19 protein-coding genes are annotated in these 18,361 nt (G+C 63.2%); 10 read left to right on the top strand and 9 right to left on the bottom strand.

Annotated features, from left to right (window positions below):
* Positions 1 to 158 precede the first annotated feature (158 nt).
* Positions 159 to 1,436, top strand: coding sequence for a 5-aminolevulinate synthase (gene hemA / locus EOA16_RS07620; protein ID WP_127256822.1), 1,278 nt, complete (start codon positions 159 to 161; stop codon positions 1,434 to 1,436).
* 352 nt (positions 1,437 to 1,788) lie between these two features.
* Here the strand turns inward: hemA and EOA16_RS07610 are convergent, their stop codons facing one another.
* Both EOA16_RS07610 and mscL read right to left on the bottom strand, forming a co-directional pair.
* A complete protein-coding gene (locus EOA16_RS07610; protein WP_127256968.1) occupies positions 1,789 to 2,955 on the bottom strand; it encodes a pyridoxal phosphate-dependent aminotransferase in 1,167 nt (388 codons plus the stop codon).
* A gap of 112 nt (positions 2,956 to 3,067) precedes the next feature.
* The gene (gene mscL / locus EOA16_RS07605; RefSeq protein ID WP_027038576.1) at positions 3,068 to 3,490 is read right to left on the bottom strand and encodes a large conductance mechanosensitive channel protein MscL; all 423 of its coding nucleotides are present in this window, start codon (positions 3,488 to 3,490) and stop codon (positions 3,068 to 3,070) included.
* Between the two features lie 549 nt (positions 3,491 to 4,039).
* Between mscL and EOA16_RS07600 the strand changes: the two genes are divergently transcribed.
* Positions 4,040 to 4,249, top strand: coding sequence for a hypothetical protein (locus tag EOA16_RS07600; RefSeq protein WP_127256819.1), 210 nt, complete (start codon positions 4,040 to 4,042; stop codon positions 4,247 to 4,249).
* Between the two features lie 24 nt (positions 4,250 to 4,273).
* On the opposite strand, the gene EOA16_RS33060 is transcribed toward EOA16_RS07600, so the two are convergent.
* A complete protein-coding gene (locus tag EOA16_RS33060) occupies positions 4,274 to 4,762 on the bottom strand; it encodes a hypothetical protein (protein ID WP_245455874.1) in 489 nt (162 codons plus the stop codon).
* A gap of 225 nt (positions 4,763 to 4,987) precedes the next feature.
* Here EOA16_RS33060 and EOA16_RS07590 point away from each other — a divergent pair, with 225 nt between their 5' ends.
* On the top strand, positions 4,988 to 8,476 hold the full coding sequence (locus tag EOA16_RS07590) for a PAS domain-containing hybrid sensor histidine kinase/response regulator (protein ID WP_127256817.1): 3,489 nt from the start codon (positions 4,988 to 4,990) through the stop codon (positions 8,474 to 8,476).
* 3 nt (positions 8,477 to 8,479) lie between these two features.
* Here EOA16_RS07590 and EOA16_RS07585 read toward each other — a convergent pair whose 3' ends face one another.
* Both EOA16_RS07585 and EOA16_RS07580 read right to left on the bottom strand, forming a co-directional pair.
* The gene (locus EOA16_RS07585; protein WP_127256815.1) at positions 8,480 to 9,139 is read right to left on the bottom strand and encodes a response regulator transcription factor; all 660 of its coding nucleotides are present in this window, start codon (positions 9,137 to 9,139) and stop codon (positions 8,480 to 8,482) included.
* A gap of 121 nt (positions 9,140 to 9,260) precedes the next feature.
* A complete protein-coding gene (locus tag EOA16_RS07580) occupies positions 9,261 to 9,677 on the bottom strand; it encodes a hypothetical protein (protein ID WP_127256813.1) in 417 nt (138 codons plus the stop codon).
* Positions 9,678 to 9,864: 187 nt separating this feature from the next.
* Between EOA16_RS07580 and EOA16_RS07575 the strand changes: the two genes are divergently transcribed.
* Both EOA16_RS07575 and EOA16_RS07570 read left to right on the top strand, forming a co-directional pair.
* Positions 9,865 to 10,215 carry a DUF952 domain-containing protein gene (locus tag EOA16_RS07575; protein ID WP_164754145.1) on the top strand — a complete coding sequence of 117 codons (351 nt, stop codon included), beginning with the start codon at positions 9,865 to 9,867 and terminating at the stop codon, positions 10,213 to 10,215.
* Positions 10,212 to 11,288, top strand: coding sequence for a quinone-dependent dihydroorotate dehydrogenase (locus EOA16_RS07570; protein ID WP_127256809.1), 1,077 nt, complete (start codon positions 10,212 to 10,214; stop codon positions 11,286 to 11,288). Before EOA16_RS07575 ends, EOA16_RS07570 begins: the two co-directional genes overlap by 4 nt.
* Positions 11,289 to 11,296: 8 nt before the next feature.
* Here EOA16_RS07570 and EOA16_RS32550 read toward each other — a convergent pair whose 3' ends face one another.
* Entirely contained in the window at positions 11,297 to 11,470 is a 174-nt protein-coding gene (locus EOA16_RS32550; protein ID WP_023813889.1) for a hypothetical protein, read from the bottom strand.
* 300 nt (positions 11,471 to 11,770) lie between these two features.
* The gene (locus EOA16_RS07565) at positions 11,771 to 13,144 is read right to left on the bottom strand and encodes an MATE family efflux transporter (RefSeq protein WP_127256808.1); all 1,374 of its coding nucleotides are present in this window, start codon (positions 13,142 to 13,144) and stop codon (positions 11,771 to 11,773) included.
* A gap of 132 nt (positions 13,145 to 13,276) precedes the next feature.
* On the opposite strand from EOA16_RS07565, the gene EOA16_RS07560 reads away from it, so the two are divergent.
* Positions 13,277 to 14,182, top strand: coding sequence for a histone deacetylase (locus tag EOA16_RS07560; RefSeq protein WP_127256806.1), 906 nt, complete (start codon positions 13,277 to 13,279; stop codon positions 14,180 to 14,182).
* On the opposite strand, the gene EOA16_RS07555 is transcribed toward EOA16_RS07560, so the two are convergent.
* Both EOA16_RS07555 and EOA16_RS32545 read right to left on the bottom strand, forming a co-directional pair.
* Entirely contained in the window at positions 14,183 to 14,446 is a 264-nt protein-coding gene (locus EOA16_RS07555) for a DUF6460 domain-containing protein (protein WP_127256804.1), read from the bottom strand.
* Between the two features lie 71 nt (positions 14,447 to 14,517).
* Positions 14,518 to 14,670 carry a hypothetical protein gene (locus tag EOA16_RS32545; RefSeq protein ID WP_164754144.1) on the bottom strand — a complete coding sequence of 51 codons (153 nt, stop codon included), beginning with the start codon at positions 14,668 to 14,670 and terminating at the stop codon, positions 14,518 to 14,520.
* A gap of 233 nt (positions 14,671 to 14,903) precedes the next feature.
* Here EOA16_RS32545 and EOA16_RS07550 point away from each other — a divergent pair, with 233 nt between their 5' ends.
* From EOA16_RS07550 to EOA16_RS07535, 4 genes are all read left to right on the top strand, one after another.
* Positions 14,904 to 15,521 carry an outer membrane protein gene (locus EOA16_RS07550; protein ID WP_127256802.1) on the top strand — a complete coding sequence of 206 codons (618 nt, stop codon included), beginning with the start codon at positions 14,904 to 14,906 and terminating at the stop codon, positions 15,519 to 15,521.
* 214 nt (positions 15,522 to 15,735) lie between these two features.
* Positions 15,736 to 16,128 (top strand): hypothetical protein, encoded by a 393-nt coding sequence (locus tag EOA16_RS07545; RefSeq protein ID WP_127256800.1) that lies wholly within the window; start codon positions 15,736 to 15,738, stop codon positions 16,126 to 16,128.
* A gap of 40 nt (positions 16,129 to 16,168) precedes the next feature.
* Positions 16,169 to 16,843 (top strand): response regulator transcription factor, encoded by a 675-nt coding sequence (locus tag EOA16_RS07540; RefSeq protein ID WP_127256798.1) that lies wholly within the window; start codon positions 16,169 to 16,171, stop codon positions 16,841 to 16,843.
* The gene (locus EOA16_RS07535) at positions 16,840 to 18,339 is read left to right on the top strand and encodes a HAMP domain-containing sensor histidine kinase (RefSeq protein WP_127256797.1); all 1,500 of its coding nucleotides are present in this window, start codon (positions 16,840 to 16,842) and stop codon (positions 18,337 to 18,339) included. Before EOA16_RS07540 ends, EOA16_RS07535 begins: the two co-directional genes overlap by 4 nt.
* Positions 18,340 to 18,361: the final 22 nt, after the last annotated feature.

Raw genomic sequence — 18,361 nt, 5'->3', positions numbered from 1 at the left:
GGCATCGTCCTGAAACAAAGTTGATCCACATCAAGGGAATAGGCCACGATCCGTGATCGTTAGGAACAGGTCCGGGGCGTGGCATTTTGACCAAAAAGGCCAGGTGGACGACCAACAGGCCAATGATTATGATCCCGCGCAAAAATTGGGAAGTCGACATGAACTATCAGCGGTTCTTCGAGGAAGCGATCGACCAGCTCCATGCCGAGCGTCGCTACCGCGTTTTCGCCGACCTGGAGCGGATCGCGGGCAAGTTCCCGCGCGCCATCTGGCGCTCCAATGGCCGCGCCGAGGAAATCACCGTCTGGTGCTCCAACGACTATCTTGGCATGGGCCAGCATCCCGACGTCATCGCCGCGTTCCAGAATACCGCTGGCAAGATGGGTTCGGGCGCCGGCGGCACCCGCAACATTTCCGGCACCTCGAACCCGCTGGTCGAGCTCGAGGTGGAGCTTGCCGACCTGCACGACAAGGAAGCGGCACTGGTCTTCACCTCCGGCTTTGTCTCCAACGAGGCCTCGATCTCGACCATCGCGAAGCTTTTGCCCAACTGCCTGATCATTTCGGACGAATTGAACCACGCTTCGATGATCGAGGGCGTACGGCGCTCCGGTGCGGAAAAGAAGATCTTCCGCCACAATGACGTCGCGCATCTGGAAAGCCTTTTGCAGGCGGCGGGGCGCGAACGCGCCAAGCTGATCGTCTTCGAAAGCGTCTATTCGATGGATGGCGACATCGCGCCGATCAGAGAGATCGTCGAGCTCGCCGAGCGCTACAACGCCATGACCTATATCGACGAGGTCCATGCCGTCGGCATGTACGGGCAGCGCGGCGGCGGCATCACCGAGCGCGAGGGCCTGGCCGACCGCATCGACATCATCGAGGGGACGCTGGCCAAGGCATTCGGCACGCTGGGCGGCTACATCACCGGCACCAGCGCTGTGATCGACGCCGTGCGCTCCTACGCGCCGGGTTTCATCTTCACCACGGCGCTTCCGCCGGCGATCGCGGCCGCCGCGACCGCGTCGATCCGCCACCTCAAGCGCTCGCAGGCCGAACGTGACGCCCAGCAGCAGCAGGCGACACGAACCAAGCAGGTCCTTTCCGCCGCCGGCCTGCCGGTGATGGACTCGCCGACGCACATCGTGCCGCTGCTGGTCGGCGATCCGGAGGCCTGCAAGATGGCCAGCGACCGCCTGCTTGGCGTGCACGGCATCTACATCCAGCCGATCAACTACCCGACCGTGCCGCGCGGCACCGAGCGGCTGCGTATCACGCCGACGCCGTTCCATTCCGATGCATTGATCGCCGAGTTGCAAGATGCGCTGGTCGAGACCTGGGATGCGCTCGGCATTCCCTACGGCTCCGCCGGCAGGCCTTCGGTGGCCAAGAGCGACCGGATCATTCCGCTGCTGGTGCCCAAGTCGGGCGGGTGATCCTGCCTATCGAGATAGGCGCCGATTCGTTCCTGCATCGCCGCAACGCCTAAAGGTCATGGCATGGATCCTAGGGTCTCCGCGACGTCGCTTCGCTCCTGCTCCGCCCTAGGATGACGAAGGCAGTGGGCTTTTGGCTAATGGCGGAAGTTGTACATTGGCTGTGAGCATCGAAAACCTTGGAGATCGGTCGAAAACGTCCATCGCTTCGTCATCCTAGGGCGAAGCAAGGAGCGAAGCGACGCGGCGCAGACCCTAGGATCCATGCCGCTACATCAGCCGAAGGATGCAACGGTCAGCAGGCTGCCGACCATACTGCGAGCTCCTGACCAGCCATCGATCCCAACAGACCTCAAACCGTCTTCATCCACTTTGCCAGCCGGTGCGCCGCTTCCTCGACCTGGTCGAGGCGGCGATGGAAGCACAGCCTGAGGAAGGCTTCACCGCCGGGACCGAAGGCCGTGCCGGGCGCCAGGCCAACATTGGCCTTGTCGACGATGTCGAAGGCGGCCGTGCGTGAATCGGTGATGCCGTCGACAGTGAAAAACAGATAGAACGCGCCCTGCGGCACCGTGAACCGGGCGCGGCCGGTGGCGCCGAGGATGCCGCAGACAAGGTCACGCGCCTTGTGCGCCCGCTCCACCTGTTCGGCAACGAAGGCATCGCCCCCGTCAAGGGCGGCAGCCGCGCCGCGCTGCATGAACTGGGCGACGCCGGAGTTCGAATACTGGATGAGGTTCTCGAACACCTGCTGCAAGCTCGGATGCGTCTTGATCCAGCCGACGCGCCAGCCGGTCATCGCCCAGTTCTTGGAGAAGGAGTTGACGTACAGGATGCGGTCTTCCGCCGACGCGATGTCGAGGAAGGACGGCGCGCGGCCGTGGCCATAGTGGAAAAGCGAATAGATCTCGTCGGCAATGATCCAGAGGTTTTTCGCGCGCGCCAGATCGAGGATGGCCCGCAAGGTCTCATGATCGGCGGTCCAGCCGGTCGGGTTCGACGGCGTGTTGATGAACAGCGCCTTTGTGCGCGGCGTGATCGAAGCCGCGATCTTCTCGACGTCGCAGGACCAGCCATTGCCGGAATGATCGAGCGTGACCGCGACTGGAACGGCTCCCGCTATCCCTGCTGCGGCATCGAAATTCGGCCAGGCCGGCGATAGGTAGATGACCTCGTCGCCGGCACCGGCGAGCGCGTCGAGCGCCAGCTGGATGGCATGCATGCCGGAGCCGGTGACGATGAATTCTTCCTCCGGGAAGGTCTTGCCGAAATGCCTGGCATAGTAGCGGGAGAGCGCCTGCCTGAGATCGGGGATGCCCCTTTGCCAGGTGTAGAATGTCTCGCCGCCGGCCAGCGCCTTCGACGCGGCATCGGTGATGAAGGCTGGCGTCGGCAGGTCGCCCTCGCCGGCCCAGAGCGGAATCATACCTTCGCGCAGGCGGCCGTAATTGACGACGGCGACAATGCCGCTTTCGGGCGCGGCGCGGGCTTCGGCGCGAAGGCTGTCGATCAAGGTCATGGGCGGGTCCGTTCTGGTCTCAAGCATTCGTCAGCGCTCCTTACCAGATGCGATAACGGAAAACCCCGGCCGCGAACGACCGGGGTTTTGGTCCAGCAAATGCCGGCCGCGGTCAGCGCCTGGCGAGCAGGTCGCGAATTTCGGTGAGCAGCGCGACGTCGGCTGGCGGCGGAGCGGCCGGTGCGGCGGGCTTCTCGCGCTCGAGCCGCTTGCGCATGTTGTTCACCGCCTTGACCATCAGGAAGATGATGAAAGCGAGGATAAGGAAGTTCAGCGCGACGGTGATAAAGCTGCCATAGGCAAAGACCGCGCCTTGCTTCTTGGCGTCCGCCAGCGAGGTCGCGTTGACGGCTGAGGACAATCCGAAGAAATAGTTGTTGAAGTCCAATCCGCCGAAAATCGCGCCGACGATTGGCATGATGATGTCGTTGACAAGAGAATCGACGATCTTGCCGAAGGCCGCGCCGATGATGACGCCGACCGCAAGGTCCATCACATTGCCCTTGGAAATGAACTCCTGGAATTCTTTCAGCATTCGACCCTCCTTGTCGTGACCGGTCGAGCTGCCGTTTCCGTCCTTGCGGCATCGACCTGAGGCAACATAACAAAAACCTGCGGTTGCAACATGTGCAAAAGGAAGAAAACAACCGCTTTCTCCCTACGTTGCGGCACCTTGGGTTTGCGGCGCCGTTGTACTGGCGCCTTTGCCGAACTTGACGCATTACGTGCAAGGGGTGTGAAATTTCATATCACTACGATGCAAATCGGCACCGCCGTTGTCACTACGGCCAGATCAGCCCGACTGCTCAGTATGAACGGGAAAAGCTCATCGAGCGAACCAAGGAAGATCTTGCCTCCGCCGGCAGGCGCGGGATCCGGCTAGGTCGCCCGCCGAGACTGACCCCGGTTCAGTTGTTCGAGTCCCATTGCCGCTCGCTGCAAAACGGCCACGCCGAGCCAGATTGGCGCCCTGGTCGTTGACGCGATCGATCAATCGTTCCCGCAGGGATTCCCCGCATTGAGGGCGCGACAGGTCAGCGTCCAATTTCTGGCAATCAGTAGCGTTTTCGCCTATAATGTTCTCATGAACATGCTCGAAACCATCAATATTGACGTTTACCCGTGGGCGGTTCCAACAAAGGAGCAGCGCGCGTGGTTCGACGCGCTTTCGCCCAATGAGAAGCGCAAAGCGATTCAGGCGGCGATCGACGAAGGTTTTGAGAGCCCCCTCAGCGAAAAGTCGATCGACGACATCATTCGGGAAGCGCGTGCCGAACTCCCGCATGCGCCGTAGGATAACGCATCGCCGAACGCGATCTCAAGGACATACCGCTACACCTTCGAAAACTTCGGCCACACTCAGGCCGAAAAGTACCTGCGCGAACTCGACGCAGTGTTTGAGCTCCTCGGCGACTATCCGAGTATGGGCAGGTCCTATGAAGGCAGGACCCATCAGTTCGTCCATGGCAAGCACATCATCGTCTGTCGTATGGGTTCGGAGGAAATCATTATTGGCCGTATTTTCCACGGCGCTCAGCGGCGATCTTCTCCATAACAACATCGGCGCGGCGACCTGATAACCGTCCTGCACAGCTCGGCGTCGTGGCGGGAGCGGATACACAGCAAGGTCATCAACTAGGCCCGCCGCCTGGAGTGGCTTCAAAGCATCGGGCTTTCCGCCCCATGGGGCTAGCCCCAATTGGGCCAACCCGCGCGCGTCCCACGCATTCGCACTCTGTTGTGTGAAGCTTGTACTGTTGACGTTCACCAAGCAAAGCCGCCCCGTTTCGGCGCTGGCACGCGTCATTTTTTGGGCCGGCTCAACAACGTACCCTAGGAGGTATGTATTCTTTCGCAATTCTTTCTCACCCTGCCTGTGCTCGTTTGGACGTGGCGTCGAACGCGTGAGGAAATTGGCATCCGCCGGTAATCGCGGCCCGCATGCTGCCAAAGCCGCAATGGACTCGGACGCCAAGCTGTGATTGCGTCCGGGCAAGCCGGATAAAAGACGGCAGAGGAGGAAAGTCCAAGCGTGCAGGGCTTGTTCATCGTCATCATCGCGGTCGCCTATGTGACGCTGCTGTTTGCCATCGCCAGCCTCGGCGACCGCCGCTCGGCCATATCAGAGCCAGGCCGGGGGCGGCCTTTCATCTACGCGCTCAGCCTCGCGATCTACTGCACATCCTGGACCTTCTTCGGCTCGGTCGGCCTCTCTTCCGAACGCGGCCTCGAATTCCTCGGCATCTATACGGGCCCGGTGCTCGTCTTCGTGTTCGGCTTCCCGCTGCTCAACCGCATCGTGCGGCTGGCCAAGGCCGAGAAGATCACCTCGATCGCCGACTTCCTCGGCGCGCGCTACGGCAAGAGTTTCACCGTCGCGGCGATCGCCACGCTGATCGCCACCATCGGCGCGGTGCCCTATATCGCGCTGCAGCTGAAGGCAATTTCCGGCTCGGTCAGCCTCATGGTCGAGCACTATACGGGATCGCCGCCGTCCTTCGATCCCTTCGTCAGCGACATCTCGCTGGTCGTCGCCATGTTGCTGGCGCTGTTTGCGGTGCTGTTCGGCACACGCCACGCCGACGCCACCGAGCACCAGGACGGGCTGGTGCTGGCGGTGGCGGTCGAAACCGTGGTCAAGCTCGCCGCCTTCCTGGCGATCGGCCTGATGGTCACCTTCCTGATCTTCGGCGGCCCGGGCGACATGTTCGACAAGCTCGCTGAGAACGCGCAGGTCCGGCAGGCGATGAGCTACAACACCTCGCTCGCCACCTGGCTGGTGCTGACGTGCCTCAGCGGCTTTGCCATCATCATGCTGCCGCGGCAGTTCTACGTCACCATCGTCGAGAACCGTGGCGAGGCCGAACTGCGCACCGCGACATGGGTGTTTCCGCTCTACCTCGTGGCGATCAACCTGTTCGTGCTGCCGATCGCCTTCGCCGGCCTTTCGCTGGTCGGCACCGGAACCAGCAGCGATCTCTACGTGCTGTCGCTGCCCCTGTTCAGCGGCCATGATTTGCTGGCGATGGCGGCGTTCATCGGCGGGCTGTCGGCGGCGACGGCGATGGTGATCGTCGAAAGCGTGGCGCTGTCGATCATGATCTCCAACGACCTCGTCATTCCGCTGTTCGTGCGCCGCCTGCTAAAGACCTCGACCTCCGAGACCGAGGACTGGTCGACGCTGATCCTCAATGTGCGGCGCGGGGCGATCTTCATCCTCTTGTTCATCGCCTTCCTCTATTACCGCGAGAGCACCGACAGCGCGCGCCTGTCGTCGATCGGCCTGATGTCGTTCGCGGCCATCGCCCAGTTCGCGCCGGCGCTGATCGGCGGGCTGATCTGGCGCGGCGCCAACGGCCGGGGTGCGGCACTTGGCATGGTCGCCGGCATCCTCGTCTGGGGCTACACGCTGCTGTTTCCATCGCTTGCCGCACCCGATACCGGCATCATCGTGCACGGGTTGTTCGGCTTCGAGGCGCTGCGGCCGCAGGCATTGTTCGGCACCGTCGCCGAACCGCTGAACCACGGCGTGCTGTGGAGCCTGTCGATCAACGCGGTCTTCTTTGTGCTCGGTTCGCTGTCGCGCGCATCGGTGCCGCTGGAACGCATCCAGGCGTCGATCTTCGTGCCGCGCGATGCCGGCCCGATGCCAAGCCTGCGGCGCTTCCGCACCGCCATCACCGTCAACGACCTCAAGGACACGATCGGGCGCTATCTCGGCGTCGAGCGCACCGAGCGCTCCTTCCAGTCTTTCGAAAAGAGCAACGGAACCTCGCTGCACGGCAACGAGCAGGCGAGCATGGACGTCATCCGCTTTTCCGAGCAATTGCTGGCCAGCGCCGTCGGCTCCTCCTCGGCACGGCTGATCCTGTCGCTGCTGTTTCGGCGCCACGACCGCGAATCCCGAGATGCCTTCCGCTTGCTCGACGACGCCACCGAGGCGCTGCAGCACAACCGCGACCTGTTGCAGATCGCGCTCGACCAGATGGAGCAGGGCATCACCGTCTTCGACCGCGATTTCCGCCTGATCTGCTGGAACCGCCAGTACCGGGCGCTGTTCGACCTGCCCGACGAGATGGGCCAGGTCGGCGTCTCGCTCGACCGCATCCTGCGCCATCTCGCCGAGCGCGGCGACATCCCAGCCGATCAGCGTGTGGCCATGCTCAACCGGCTGACCAGTTTCGTCAGTCCGTGGCAGATGGAGCTGAAAACCTCGGGCCGCATCCTGGAACTGCGCTCCAACCCGATGCCGGACGGCGGCATCGTCGCCACCTATGCCGACATTTCCGGACGCGTGGAACAGGACCTGGCACTGAAGGGGGCCAATGAATCGCTGGAGCAGCGCGTCAAGACCCGCACCATCGAGTTGACCCGGGTCAACGAGGAGCTGGCGCAGGCGCAGATGCTGGCCGAGGAGGCCAATCTCGGCAAGACGCGCTTCCTCGCCGCCGCCGGCCACGACATCCTGCAGCCGCTGAACGCCGCCCGGCTCTATTGCTCCTCGCTGATCGAGAAGGCCGGCAAGGGGCCTGCCGGCAAGGCGGCCGTGAACATCGAATCCTCGCTGGAATCGGTCGAGACGATTCTCGGCGCCGTGCTCGACATCTCCCGCCTCGATGCCGGCGCCATGAAGCCGGACGATACCGCCTTCAACCTCGACGGATTGCTGCGCCAGATCGGCAACGACTTCCGGCCGCTGGCCGCCGAAAAGAAACTCGAGCTGACCATCATGCCGTCATCGCTGACGGTGACGACGGACCGCAATTTGTTGCGCCGCCTGATCCAGAATCTCGTCTCCAACGCCATCAAATACACGCGCCACGGCCGCGTGCTGGTTGGCGTCAGGCGGCGCGGCGAACTGGCCGAGATCCAGGTGATCGACACCGGCATCGGCATCGCCGGCGACAAGCTGAACACCGTCTTTCGCGAATTCACCCGGCTCGACGAAGGCGCGCGCGAGGCCGACGGCCTCGGTCTCGGCCTCTCCATCGTCGACCGCATCGCCCGGGTGTTGCGCCTGGAAATCCGGATCTTTTCCAATCCTGGCAAGGGCACGCGCTTCTCCGTCGTCCTGCCCGTGGCGGCCGTGCAGGAACCGCGACGCGAAATCGAAGCCAGGGCTCCTGCCCGCGCGACGGCTTCGCTGGCCGGGCTGCACGTGCTGTGCATCGACAACGACGCCCGCATCCTAGAGGGCATGCGGCTCCTGCTCGAAGGCTGGGGCTGCATCGTCGACACCGTGTCCGGTTCCAAGGATCTGGGGCGTGCAGCGATACACCGCCCGGACATCGTCCTTGCCGACTACCATCTCGACGGCGAAACCGGTCTCGAACTCGTTGTCAGGCTGCGCGCGACCCATGGCGACAACCTGCCGGCCGTGCTGGTCACCGCCGACCGCTCCAACGAGGTGCGCACGGCCGCCGGCGGGCTCGAGATTGCGGTGATCAACAAACCGCTCAAACCAGCGGTACTGCGCTCGATGATGGCCAGGGTCAGGCCGCTGGCACCGGCGGCCGAATAGAGGTCAGCTCGCCGGCTGCAGCGGGTCGCTGCCGATCTTGGACAGGAGGATCACCGCCTGGGTCCGGCTGTCGACGCCGAGCTTCTGCAGGATGGCGGAGACATGCGCCTTGATGGTGGCCTCGGAGACGCCGAGTTCATAGGCGATCTGCTTGTTGAGCAGGCCCTCGGCCAGCATGCCGAGCACCCGTGTCTGCTGCGGCGTCAAAGTTTGCAGGCGCTTGATAAGGTCCGATATTTCGGGATCGCGCTCAATGCCGAGATCGACGCCGACGGGTGCTGCAATATCGCCGGCAAGCACCGATTGCACGGCGCTGCGGATCTCCTCCATGCTGGCCGATTTGGAGATGAAGCCGGAAGCGCCAAGGTCGAGCGCCCGCCTGATGGTGGCCGGATCGTCATGCGCCGACACCACGACCAGCGGCACCGCCGGATGGATGCCGCGCAGCGAGATCAGGCCGGAGAGGCCGCTGGCGCCCGGCATCGACAGATCGAGCAGAACAAGATCGACGTCCTCGTTGGCCACGACCAGCGCCTTGGCGCTCTCGAAATCGCCGGCCTCGTGGATGGCGGCGACGTTGCCGATACCGGCGAGCGCTTCGCGCAGCGCACCGCGAAACAGCGGGTGATCGTCGGCGATGACGAAAGAATAGCCTGCCGGCAAATGTTCCTCCCCGAATCCCCGATGATTTTTGGCTTTTTCGGGTTCAATGTGGACGATTATGAGGGGCTGCGCGCTGTTTTCAAGCGGCAAAGCCAGCGCGTCGCCTCCCTGGTTGCAGCGCTCAGGTCTTCTGGGCGCCGTTGTCCTTGTCCATATCCTTGACGATGCCCATGAAGCCGCGCAGGAAGCGCTCCATGTAGCCCATCGTCTTGTTGAAATCCTCCTCGCTCGGCAGTTTTGATTCGAGGCGGGCGGAGAGCGAATTCTCCAGCTTGGTGACGCGCTCGTCCATCGCCTTCATCGAGGTCTGGAGGCGGTCGACCTCGTCCTGGAAAGCGGCGCGTTCGTCGGCCGCCATCTTGCAGACGAGTTGGCCCGAACGCTCCTCGCAAATCGACATGGCGCCGGTCTGCGTATCCATGCGGACATAGCCGTTGTCGGACTTTTCCAGCCGGTAGCGGTCGGTTTCTTCCGAATAAGCTGAAGCCGCGACCAGCGAAACGAGCGCGGCGGGGATCAAGATGTGTTGCAGACGCATGTTGTCCTCCATGGCCAAGGCCTGAAATATCCCATATTTGCGCCGGAAATGGGGAAGACCCTTGGCGTGGCCTTTCCCGAATGGCTGGTTCGGGCACATTTTGACGCAATTCCCTAGGGACAGCGCTATGCGCTTTTCCCGGGAAAACCGTTTCACACTTTTCCTGGAACTGCTCTATAGCGCAACCATGTCTCAGATTATCTACAAGATAACCCCGCAAGCGCCATGGCGCGAGGCCGAAACGCATGGCCGCTTCACCGGCGCGCCAATCGATGTCGCCGACGGCTTCATCCATTTCTCCACGGCAGTGCAGGTCAAGGAAACGGCGGCAAAGCACTTTGCCGGCCAGACAGACCTTTTGCTGGTCGCCATCGACGGCGCCGGCCTGGGCGCTGCGCTGCAATACGAGGTCTCGCGCGGCGGCGCGCTGTTTCCGCATCTCTATGGCGTGCTGGACCTGAAAGCCGTGCTGTGGGTCCGGCCACTGCCGCTTGGCGCCGATGGTGTGCATCAGTTCCCGGCAATGGAGGGGCAATGAGCGTGCTCGACCGGCTTGGCCAGAAGCTGCTGTTCACATTCGATCCGGAAACCGCGCATGGCCTATCGATCGCGGCGCTGCGATGCGGCCTGCCGGTCGGCGCGCGGACGACGCTCGATGCGCGGCTGAAGGTTACGGTTTGCGGCCTCGAGTTTCCGAACCCGCTCGGCATGGCTGCGGGCTACGACAAGAACGCCGAAGTGCCCGACGCTTTACTTGGCCTTGGTTTCGGCTTTGCCGAAGTCGGCACCATCACGCCGCTGCCGCAAGCCGGCAACCCGAAGCCGCGTATCTTCCGGCTGACGGCCGACGATGCGGTGATCAACCGGCTGGGCTTCAACAATGAAGGCCATGCAGCGGCGGAAAAGCGCCTTGCCGCGCGCAAGGGGCGCTCCGGCATCGTCGGCGTCAACATCGGCGCCAACAAGGACATCAGCGACCGCATCGGCGACTATGAGCGCGGCGTCGCCCGGTTTGCGCAATACGCCAGCTATCTCACCGTCAACATCTCCTCGCCCAATACGCCGGGCCTGCGCAACATGCAGGCGCGCGAGCAGCTTGGCGAACTTTTGTCTCGGGTCATGGCCGCGCGCTCCGCGGCAACCGTCCAGCCGCCGGTATTCCTGAAGATCGCGCCGGATCTGGTCGAGGCCGAGCTGGAGGATATCGCCGCCGAGGTCACCGAGAAGCGGATCGACGGCGTCATCGTCTCCAACACCACCATCTCCCGACCGCCGCTGCGCAGCGGCGACACCGCGCACGAGACCGGGGGACTCTCCGGCAGGCCGCTGTTCGAGCGTTCGACCATTGTGCTGGCGAAGATGCGCAAACTACTCGGACCGGACCGCGCCATCATCGGCGTCGGCGGCGTCGATTCCGCCGATACGGCGTTGGACAAGATCCGTGCGGGCGCTGATCTGGTGCAGCTCTACACCGGCATGATCTATGCCGGGCCTTCACTGCCAGGCCGTATTCTTTCCGGAATGGTCCGTTTCGTCGAAAAAGAACGGTTGAAGTCGATTTGCGAGTTGCGCGACAGCCGCCTCGAGTTCTGGGCGTCCAGGCAACTCTGAAACCGCTCTCAGGAGCGTAGATTGCGACTGACGGCCCGCTCGCAGATGGTACCGCCGATGGCAGGCAGCACGCCGAAGAGAAGCAACTGTGCGGTTCCGCCGATGCCAGAAACCGCGGAGAGAATGAACGCAGCGAGCAATCCCAGCGCCGCGCCCAAGACGTATGGCAGGTAGCTTCGCATAAGCTCGCCCTGGAACAATTGGTGCATCAAGTCTGTTGGAAATCGACTGGCAGTGCAAGTGCATCCGACCGCACCGCATGGCAACGAACTCGGGTTAACGGGTTCCTTCGGAGCCTCGCTGGCGCGTTGGCTGACGGAGCATCAAACGAAAACCCGGCCTGTGCGGAGGGTCACTGGCGCAAATCAGCACCATGGCCAGAAATGTACCATAGCTGAGGGCAGGGAGTCAAGAAAAAATTCCTATCGTGAAAAGCTGCCGCTCGGTGCCATGGACGGCCCAGGGCCTTCCGGGGACACCGTCTAAAACGCCGTCCGCACCCTGAGCCGCAGGATCGTCAGCAGGCTGAAGCCTCGCACCAGCAGGAAGACGTGCAGCGCCGCCCAAAGTCCGTTGTTGCCGAACGCGGGTGCAAGGGTCAGCAGCGCGGCCGCGAAAACGAGGAACGACAGCAGCATCATGTTGCGCATGTCGCGGGACCAGGTCGCGCCGATGAAGACGCCATCCATCTGGAACGCCAGCACACCGCTCAGCGCCGTGAATGCCGCCCACGGCAGGTAGATGTCGGCAACCGAACGGACTTCCGCCGATGTCGTCACGAGAGCGACCAGATTGGCGCCACCAGACAGCATTACCAGCGTCGCGGCTCCCGCCAGTCCGAAACCCCAGAACAGCGTCAGCCGCACGGCCTGGCGGAACGGTGCGGCGGCACGTGCGCCGACGGCCCGGCCCGCCAGCTGTTCGGCGGCGGTGGCAAAGCCATCGAGGAAATAGCCGGCGACGAGAAAGAAATTCATCAGCACGGCGTTGGCGGCCAGCGTCACCGTGCCGAACTGCGCGCCCTGGCGGGTGAACAATGCGAAGGCGGCGAGCAGCGAGAACGAGCGGATCATGATGTCGCGGTTGAGCGACATCATGCGCAGGAAGGCGGCCATGTCGAGCAGGCGGTGGCGCGGCAAGGATGGGGCTGCGCGAAACCGGCGGACCACGATCGCCAGGCCGAGCAGCATGGCCAGGAACTCACCGGTGACGGTCGCCCAGGCAACGCCGGCGACACCCCAGCCAAGTTTCAGCCCAAGCAGGAAGCAGAGCGCGATGTTGATGCCGTTCAGCACCAGTTGCAGCACCAGCCCAAGCCCGCCCTCGCCGCGCCCCAGCACATAGCCGAGGATGGCATAGTTGATCAGCGAGAACGGTGCCGCGAGCAGCCTGATCCTGATGTAGACGCCCATCGCCTCGCTGACGCGCGGTTCGGCGCCCATGAACTTTTGCCCGGCGATGGCGACCAGCGGCGCAAGGGCAGCGAGCACGGTGCCGGCGACGACAGCGATCAGCACGGCGCGCCAGAACACCGCCTGTTCCTCCAGGGCATCGCCGCGCCCAAAAGCCTGTGCGACAAGGCCGGTGGTGCCCGAGCGCAGGAAATTGAAGGAGGTGAAGACGACGTCGAAAATCAGTGCGCCGGCCGCAAGGCCGCCGAGCAGGCCGGCATCGCCGAACTGGCCGACGACAGCCGTGTCGACCAGGCCGAGCATCGGCGTTGTCAGATAGGCAAGCGTCATCGGCACGGCGATGGCGAGCACGGAGCGGTTGGTGACGACAAATGATCCGGGGTGAACCGGGGATCCCGAGAGGATTGAGGATCCGGCGTCGGCTGGAGTTGCACCTTTGTCCAAGGATTGCTGCCTTGCTGATTGCGGCTTGATCGAACCGTGGATGTGCCCCATTTTCCGGCCACCGCGCAATCACCTATCCCTTGACGGCCAACCGAAATCCCGGTCTGGCGTGAGCCAGCCGGATACGAGTTCATGCCTTTGCAGATCGTCCATCATCCCGACTACGACGCCGGCTTCGCCGTCAACCACCGCTTTCCGATGAGCAAATATCCCTTGCTGATGGACGCCTTGCGCGCTCGCGGACTGGCCGGACCCGACGCGCTCAGCGCCGCCGAACCGGCGCCGGCGTCATGGCTGGAGCTTGCCCATGCGGCGGACTATGTCGACCAGGTCGTCAACTGCTGCGTGCCCGAAAAGATCGAACGAGAGATCGGTTTTCCAATCGGGCCCCGCGTCTCGCTGCGCGCGCAGCTTGCCACCGGAGGCACGGTGCTGGCGGCGCGGCTGGCCTTGCGCCACGGTATCGCCTGCAACACCGCCGGCGGCAGCCACCATGCGCGGCGCGCGCAAGGCGCGGGCTTCTGCACCTTCAACGATGTCGCCGTCGCCGCATTGGTGCTGCTCGCCGAAGGCGCGGCACAAAACATCCTGGTCGTCGATCTCGACGTGCACCAGGGCGACGGCACGGCGGATATTCTCGCCGATGATCCGCGCGTGTTCACCTTTTCCATGCATGGCGACCGCAACTACCCCGCGCGCAAGATCGCCTCCGACCTCGATGTCGCGCTGCCCGATGGCACGGGTGACGCTGCCTACCTCGAGAGGCTCGCCGCCATCCTGCCGGAGCTATGCGCACAGGCCCATTGGGACATCGTGTTCTACAATGCCGGCGTCGACGTCCATGCCGGGGACCGGCTTGGCAGGCTGGCGCTATCGGATGACGGCCTGCGCGCCCGCGACGACATGGTCATCAGCCATTTTCGCGCGCAGGGCGTTCCGGTCTGTGGCGTCATCGGGGGTGGCTATTCAACTGATGTGCCCGCACTCGCGGCGCGCCACGCCATCCTGTTCGAGGTTGCCGCGGGTTACGCCCGGTAGCTACTTCCGGTAGTTGGCGAGCCTCAACAGGATGAAGGCCGGCACGACGATAGCCGCGCCCAGCAGGATATAGCCGAGGAAGCGGTCGATGGCGTGGAAGCCGAGATTCCACAGGTCGACGAAGAACTTCCGGATGCCGTCGAGCACATCCATCGGCGACCAGCCGAAGGCATTCATGACCAGGCCGACGAGGAAAGACACCACCAGCAGCTTCAGGATCACCTTGAGCGGCGAGTCGCCAAGAAAGCGCGTCAATGCGGACAAGGCCCATCTCCAGATTGAGGTATCAGACTTGGAAGGCGTCGGCCCAGACATACGCACTTGGCTTGCCCGCTTCAAGCCGGCAGTTTTGCGGGATGCCGAAGGCCGCCACCGAGCGATTGCATGGCAAGGCTGTGCTGCGAAATTGACCAAACCCGCGCCAGACTGTTAAATTTGGGTAAACAGAACTGCTTTAGTACATTGAAAATAAAGCGAAAAATCTTCATTTTTCGATTTCCCGCAATGTGCGTGCAATTTTCGCCTGCGAGACAGTCGGCGTCTTTCAGGTGATCGGCCGCGCGAGCTCTGACCCCCTACCGCAGCTGGCGAAAGCCAGTCCCAGGACCGCGCAACCATCCCTGAAAGACGCAAGATCGGAGCCCGACCGCCGCAACGGTCGAGTTCTTCGGGAATTAACCTGCGCATCGATTGCCGGATGCGCGCCTGTGTGGAGTATGCAGTGTTCTCTCAAGTAAAGATCATCCTGACGGCAAGTGCCCTTGCCGTGTGCCTGCTAGGGTCGGCGATGGCCGCCGACCTTTCGCCCACCTACAATGATCCCCCCGCGTTCCAGTGGAGCGGCGCCTATGTCGGCGTGCATGGCGGCACGGCGTTCACCGGGATGCCGAACCCGTTTGCCGGCAGGAATGGTCTCAGCGGCGGCGTTCAGGCCGGCTACAACCAGCAGATGGGTCCAGCGGTTCTCGGTGCCGAGATCGAGGGCTCCTATCTTGGTGGCGTCGAGCACGACGTCCGGGGCGGCAAGATCAAGGAAAAATGGCGCGGTGCCGCCAAGGCCAAGGCCGGCTTGAGCTTCGACCAGACGCTGCTGTTTGGAACCGGCGGCGTCGCCATGACCAAATTCGACAAGGGCGACAAGGTGAACAGTATCGACGGATGGAAACTCGGCTATCTGGTCGGCGGCGGCATCGAGCAGGGTTTTGCCGGCGGCCTCTCGGCCAAGGTCGAATATGACTATGTGCGCACCCCAGGCGTTGAAACGACGTCCGCCCTGGGCAAATCCAAGGCGACGGTCGGCAGCCATGAACTGAAGGCCGGCATCAACTACCGGTTCTAGGGCAGACCATGGGTTCCGTTGAACCCGTCTTGTATTTTTGCTCGAATGACCTTGCGCGGCGCCCGGATGCAACGGGGCCGCGCAATTGCTTTGCCTCCATCGGCATCGGCATCGGCGTGTCGGCAGACCGCATTTGTGTGCAAGGTCCTGCGTAATGTCGATGCAATCTTCACACCCTAGGTGCCGCGGATGACCTTAATGACGGGAATCGGATATGTCCAAACGCAGCGCAAACCATCTGGTGTGGATCTCCAAGGCGTTCTTCGTCGCAATCGTGCTGGCGCTGACGGGATGCGCCTCCGACATCATGAAGAACTACATCGGGCAACCGGTCGAGTCGGTCGTTCTGGACTACGGGCCGCCGACCGCCGTCATTGATCTCGGCCGGGGCGAGCGGGCCTATCAGTGGCGCAAGATCTCCACCGATGCGGTTCCCGGAACCTCCAGCGGCGAGGTTCGCCACACAAAACACGGAACCGTCTACGAAGAAACCGAAACGCCTGCCTATATCGAGCGCCAGGAATGCTTCTATACGTTCTATGCCCGCGCCTCGGGCGGCCGATGGTTCATCACCAATTTTCGTCAACCGAAGCTGGAATGCGAATGAATTGCCACAGCGTGCCGGCTGCCTGTGACGGAGAGTGCGCATGCGCATCCTGCTGATCGAGGACGAGCCGGAAATGGCCTCGGTGCTCAAGACCGCGCTCGAGCGCCAGGACATCATCGTCGACCATGCCGCGACACTGGCGGATGCCGAAGCCGTGGCGCGGCTCGGCCACCATGACGCGGTGGTGCTGGACCGCCGGCTGCCGGATGGCGATGGCCTCAGCTTGATCCCGCGCCTGCGGGCCTTGCATCTGGACGTGCCGGTGATCGCGTTGACGGCGCTCAGCGGGCTCGACGACCGCGTGGCGGGGCTCGATGCCGGCGCCGACGACTACATGGTCAAACCGTTCGCAACGGTGGAACTGGTTGCCAGGCTCAATGCCTTGCACCGGCGTTCGTTCACAACGCGCGCCGACCAGACGGTGGTCGGCCGCCTCACCTATGATTTCCGACATCGCGAGGCGCTTGTCGAGAACCAGACGCTGGAGCTGCCGCGGCGCGAACGGCTGGTGCTCGAAACGCTCATCCGCAGGCCGGGCCGGACGATCATGCGCGGGACGCTGGAAGAAGCCGTCTATGCTCTCGACGACGAGATCGGCTCCAATGCATTGGATGCGCACATTTCGCGGCTGCGCCGCAAGCTTGACGACGTCGCTGCCGGCATCGAGATCAGGTCGATCCGCAACCTCGGTTATCTCTTGCGGGCCGTCTCGTGAAGACGCGGCGCACGCGCTCGCTGCAATGGGTGTTGGTGCGGCGGATGATCCTGCTGCAAGCGGCGACGCTCCTTGTCTTCATCGTGCTGTGCGCGGCCGCGCTATGGATCGCCAATCCGCGGCTTCTCGCCGACAACGAAGCTGCCGTCGCCACCCTCAAGGATGCCGTCGATCGTGACGGCAACGGCAAATTGATCGTTCATGAGACCAGCGAACTGCGTTCGTTTCGTGAGGGTTTCCCCAATGTCTGGTACATCATCCGCGACAACAGCGGCCAGAGCATCCGCTTCGGCAGCATACCCGACGTCTACACCAGGAATTTTGGCGATCTGCTGGGCCAGGCCGACCACGCCACCATCGGATTTTCCGAAGATGATTTGAGGCCGGAGGCCTATCTCGAAAGGGTTTCGACCAAGGCCGGCACGGTTCAGATCATCGCCGCGACACGGTCATCGCGGGAAGAGGCCGAGGGCCTCGAGGTCACCATTTCGGCCAGCATCGACGTCGCCAAGAACCCGGATGGCAGCAGGAACTGGGAGAAGGCGCTTCCCGCTCTCGCGGTCATCATCGTCATCCTGCTGTTGCCGATTGTCCTCGTCATGGGAGCCACGACCCTGGTGACGACGCCAGCCGTCGTGCGCCGGTCGTTTGCCGGCCTCGTCGACACAGTCCAGCAGGCCGCGCGCATCGACATCGGCACCCGTGCGATGCAGCTGCCGGTCAAGAATGTGCCGCAGGAGATCGCGCCGCTGGTGCATGCCTTCAACCAGACGCTGGCGCGCCTCGCCCAGGGCTATGACCGGCACAATCGCTTCCTCACCGACGCGGCGCACGAACTGCGCACGCCGATCGCCATCCTGCGAACGCGCGCCGAATTGCTGAAGCAGGAGCCGCAAAGCGCGCGCCTGCTGCATGACATCGAGCGCCTGTCGCATCTTGCGCAGCAACTGCTCGACCACCAGCTGCTCGACCGCCCGGCGGACCAGCGCCAGATCATCGACCTTTGCGATCTCGTAAGCCGGGTCGCGGCCGACTTCGCCCCGCTCGCCATCGAAGCAGGCTACGACCTTGCCTTCGAGCCGCCAGCCAACAAGGTCCATGTCGAGATCAACGTGCTGCAGATCGAGCGGGCGCTGGCAAATCTCGTGCGCAATGCCATCGATCATGGCGCCGGTTCCGGCACGATCACCATAGCGATCGATGAAACCGGCGGCGTCGAAATCCGCGACGAAGGCCCAGGCATTCCGGCCGATGAGCACGAGAATGTTTTCGAGCCCTTCTACCGCCTGCAGCCGCAATCGCGCGGCGCGGGTCTGGGATTGAACCTTGCCCGGCAGATCGCACTGCTGCACGACGGCTCCATCCGCATATTGGCGGGCTCCTGGCAAGGCGCCCGCATCCGCATGGAGTTGCCGGTTCGGTCGGTGGCCGCGTGCGGCAGAAATGATGGCCGACCGATGGCCGCGGCCGATCCCGCTGGCTTATCTGTTTTCTAACCAATTGCCGCTATTCCCAATC

It is taken from the genome of Mesorhizobium sp. M7A.F.Ca.US.008.03.1.1, from assembly GCF_003997495.1.
Classification (GTDB): domain Bacteria; phylum Pseudomonadota; class Alphaproteobacteria; order Rhizobiales; family Rhizobiaceae; genus Mesorhizobium.
This window is presented reverse-complemented; position numbering and strand designations above follow the sequence as displayed.

What these genes read in the sequence shown, in the direction of transcription:
- hemA (WP_127256822.1), top strand. Translation starts at nt 159, where the DNA reads ATGAACTATCAGCGGTTCTTCGAGGAAGCGATCGACCAGCTCCATGCC.
- EOA16_RS07610 (WP_127256968.1), bottom strand. Translation starts at nt 2,955, where the DNA reads ATGACCTTGATCGACAGCCTTCGCGCCGAAGCCCGCGCCGCGCCCGAA.
- mscL (WP_027038576.1), bottom strand. Translation starts at nt 3,490, where the DNA reads ATGCTGAAAGAATTCCAGGAGTTCATTTCCAAGGGCAATGTGATGGAC.
- EOA16_RS07600 (WP_127256819.1), top strand. Translation starts at nt 4,040, where the DNA reads ATGAACATGCTCGAAACCATCAATATTGACGTTTACCCGTGGGCGGTT.
- EOA16_RS33060 (WP_245455874.1), bottom strand. Translation starts at nt 4,762, where the DNA reads ATGACGCGTGCCAGCGCCGAAACGGGGCGGCTTTGCTTGGTGAACGTC.
- EOA16_RS07580 (WP_127256813.1), bottom strand. Translation starts at nt 9,677, where the DNA reads ATGCGTCTGCAACACATCTTGATCCCCGCCGCGCTCGTTTCGCTGGTC.
- EOA16_RS07575 (WP_164754145.1), top strand. Translation starts at nt 9,865, where the DNA reads ATGTCTCAGATTATCTACAAGATAACCCCGCAAGCGCCATGGCGCGAG.
- EOA16_RS07570 (WP_127256809.1), top strand. Translation starts at nt 10,212, where the DNA reads ATGAGCGTGCTCGACCGGCTTGGCCAGAAGCTGCTGTTCACATTCGAT.
- EOA16_RS32550 (WP_023813889.1), bottom strand. Translation starts at nt 11,470, where the DNA reads ATGCGAAGCTACCTGCCATACGTCTTGGGCGCGGCGCTGGGATTGCTC.
- EOA16_RS07560 (WP_127256806.1), top strand. Translation starts at nt 13,277, where the DNA reads ATGCCTTTGCAGATCGTCCATCATCCCGACTACGACGCCGGCTTCGCC.
- EOA16_RS32545 (WP_164754144.1), bottom strand. Translation starts at nt 14,670, where the DNA reads ATGAAGATTTTTCGCTTTATTTTCAATGTACTAAAGCAGTTCTGTTTA.
- EOA16_RS07545 (WP_127256800.1), top strand. Translation starts at nt 15,736, where the DNA reads ATGTCCAAACGCAGCGCAAACCATCTGGTGTGGATCTCCAAGGCGTTC.
- EOA16_RS07540 (WP_127256798.1), top strand. Translation starts at nt 16,169, where the DNA reads ATGCGCATCCTGCTGATCGAGGACGAGCCGGAAATGGCCTCGGTGCTC.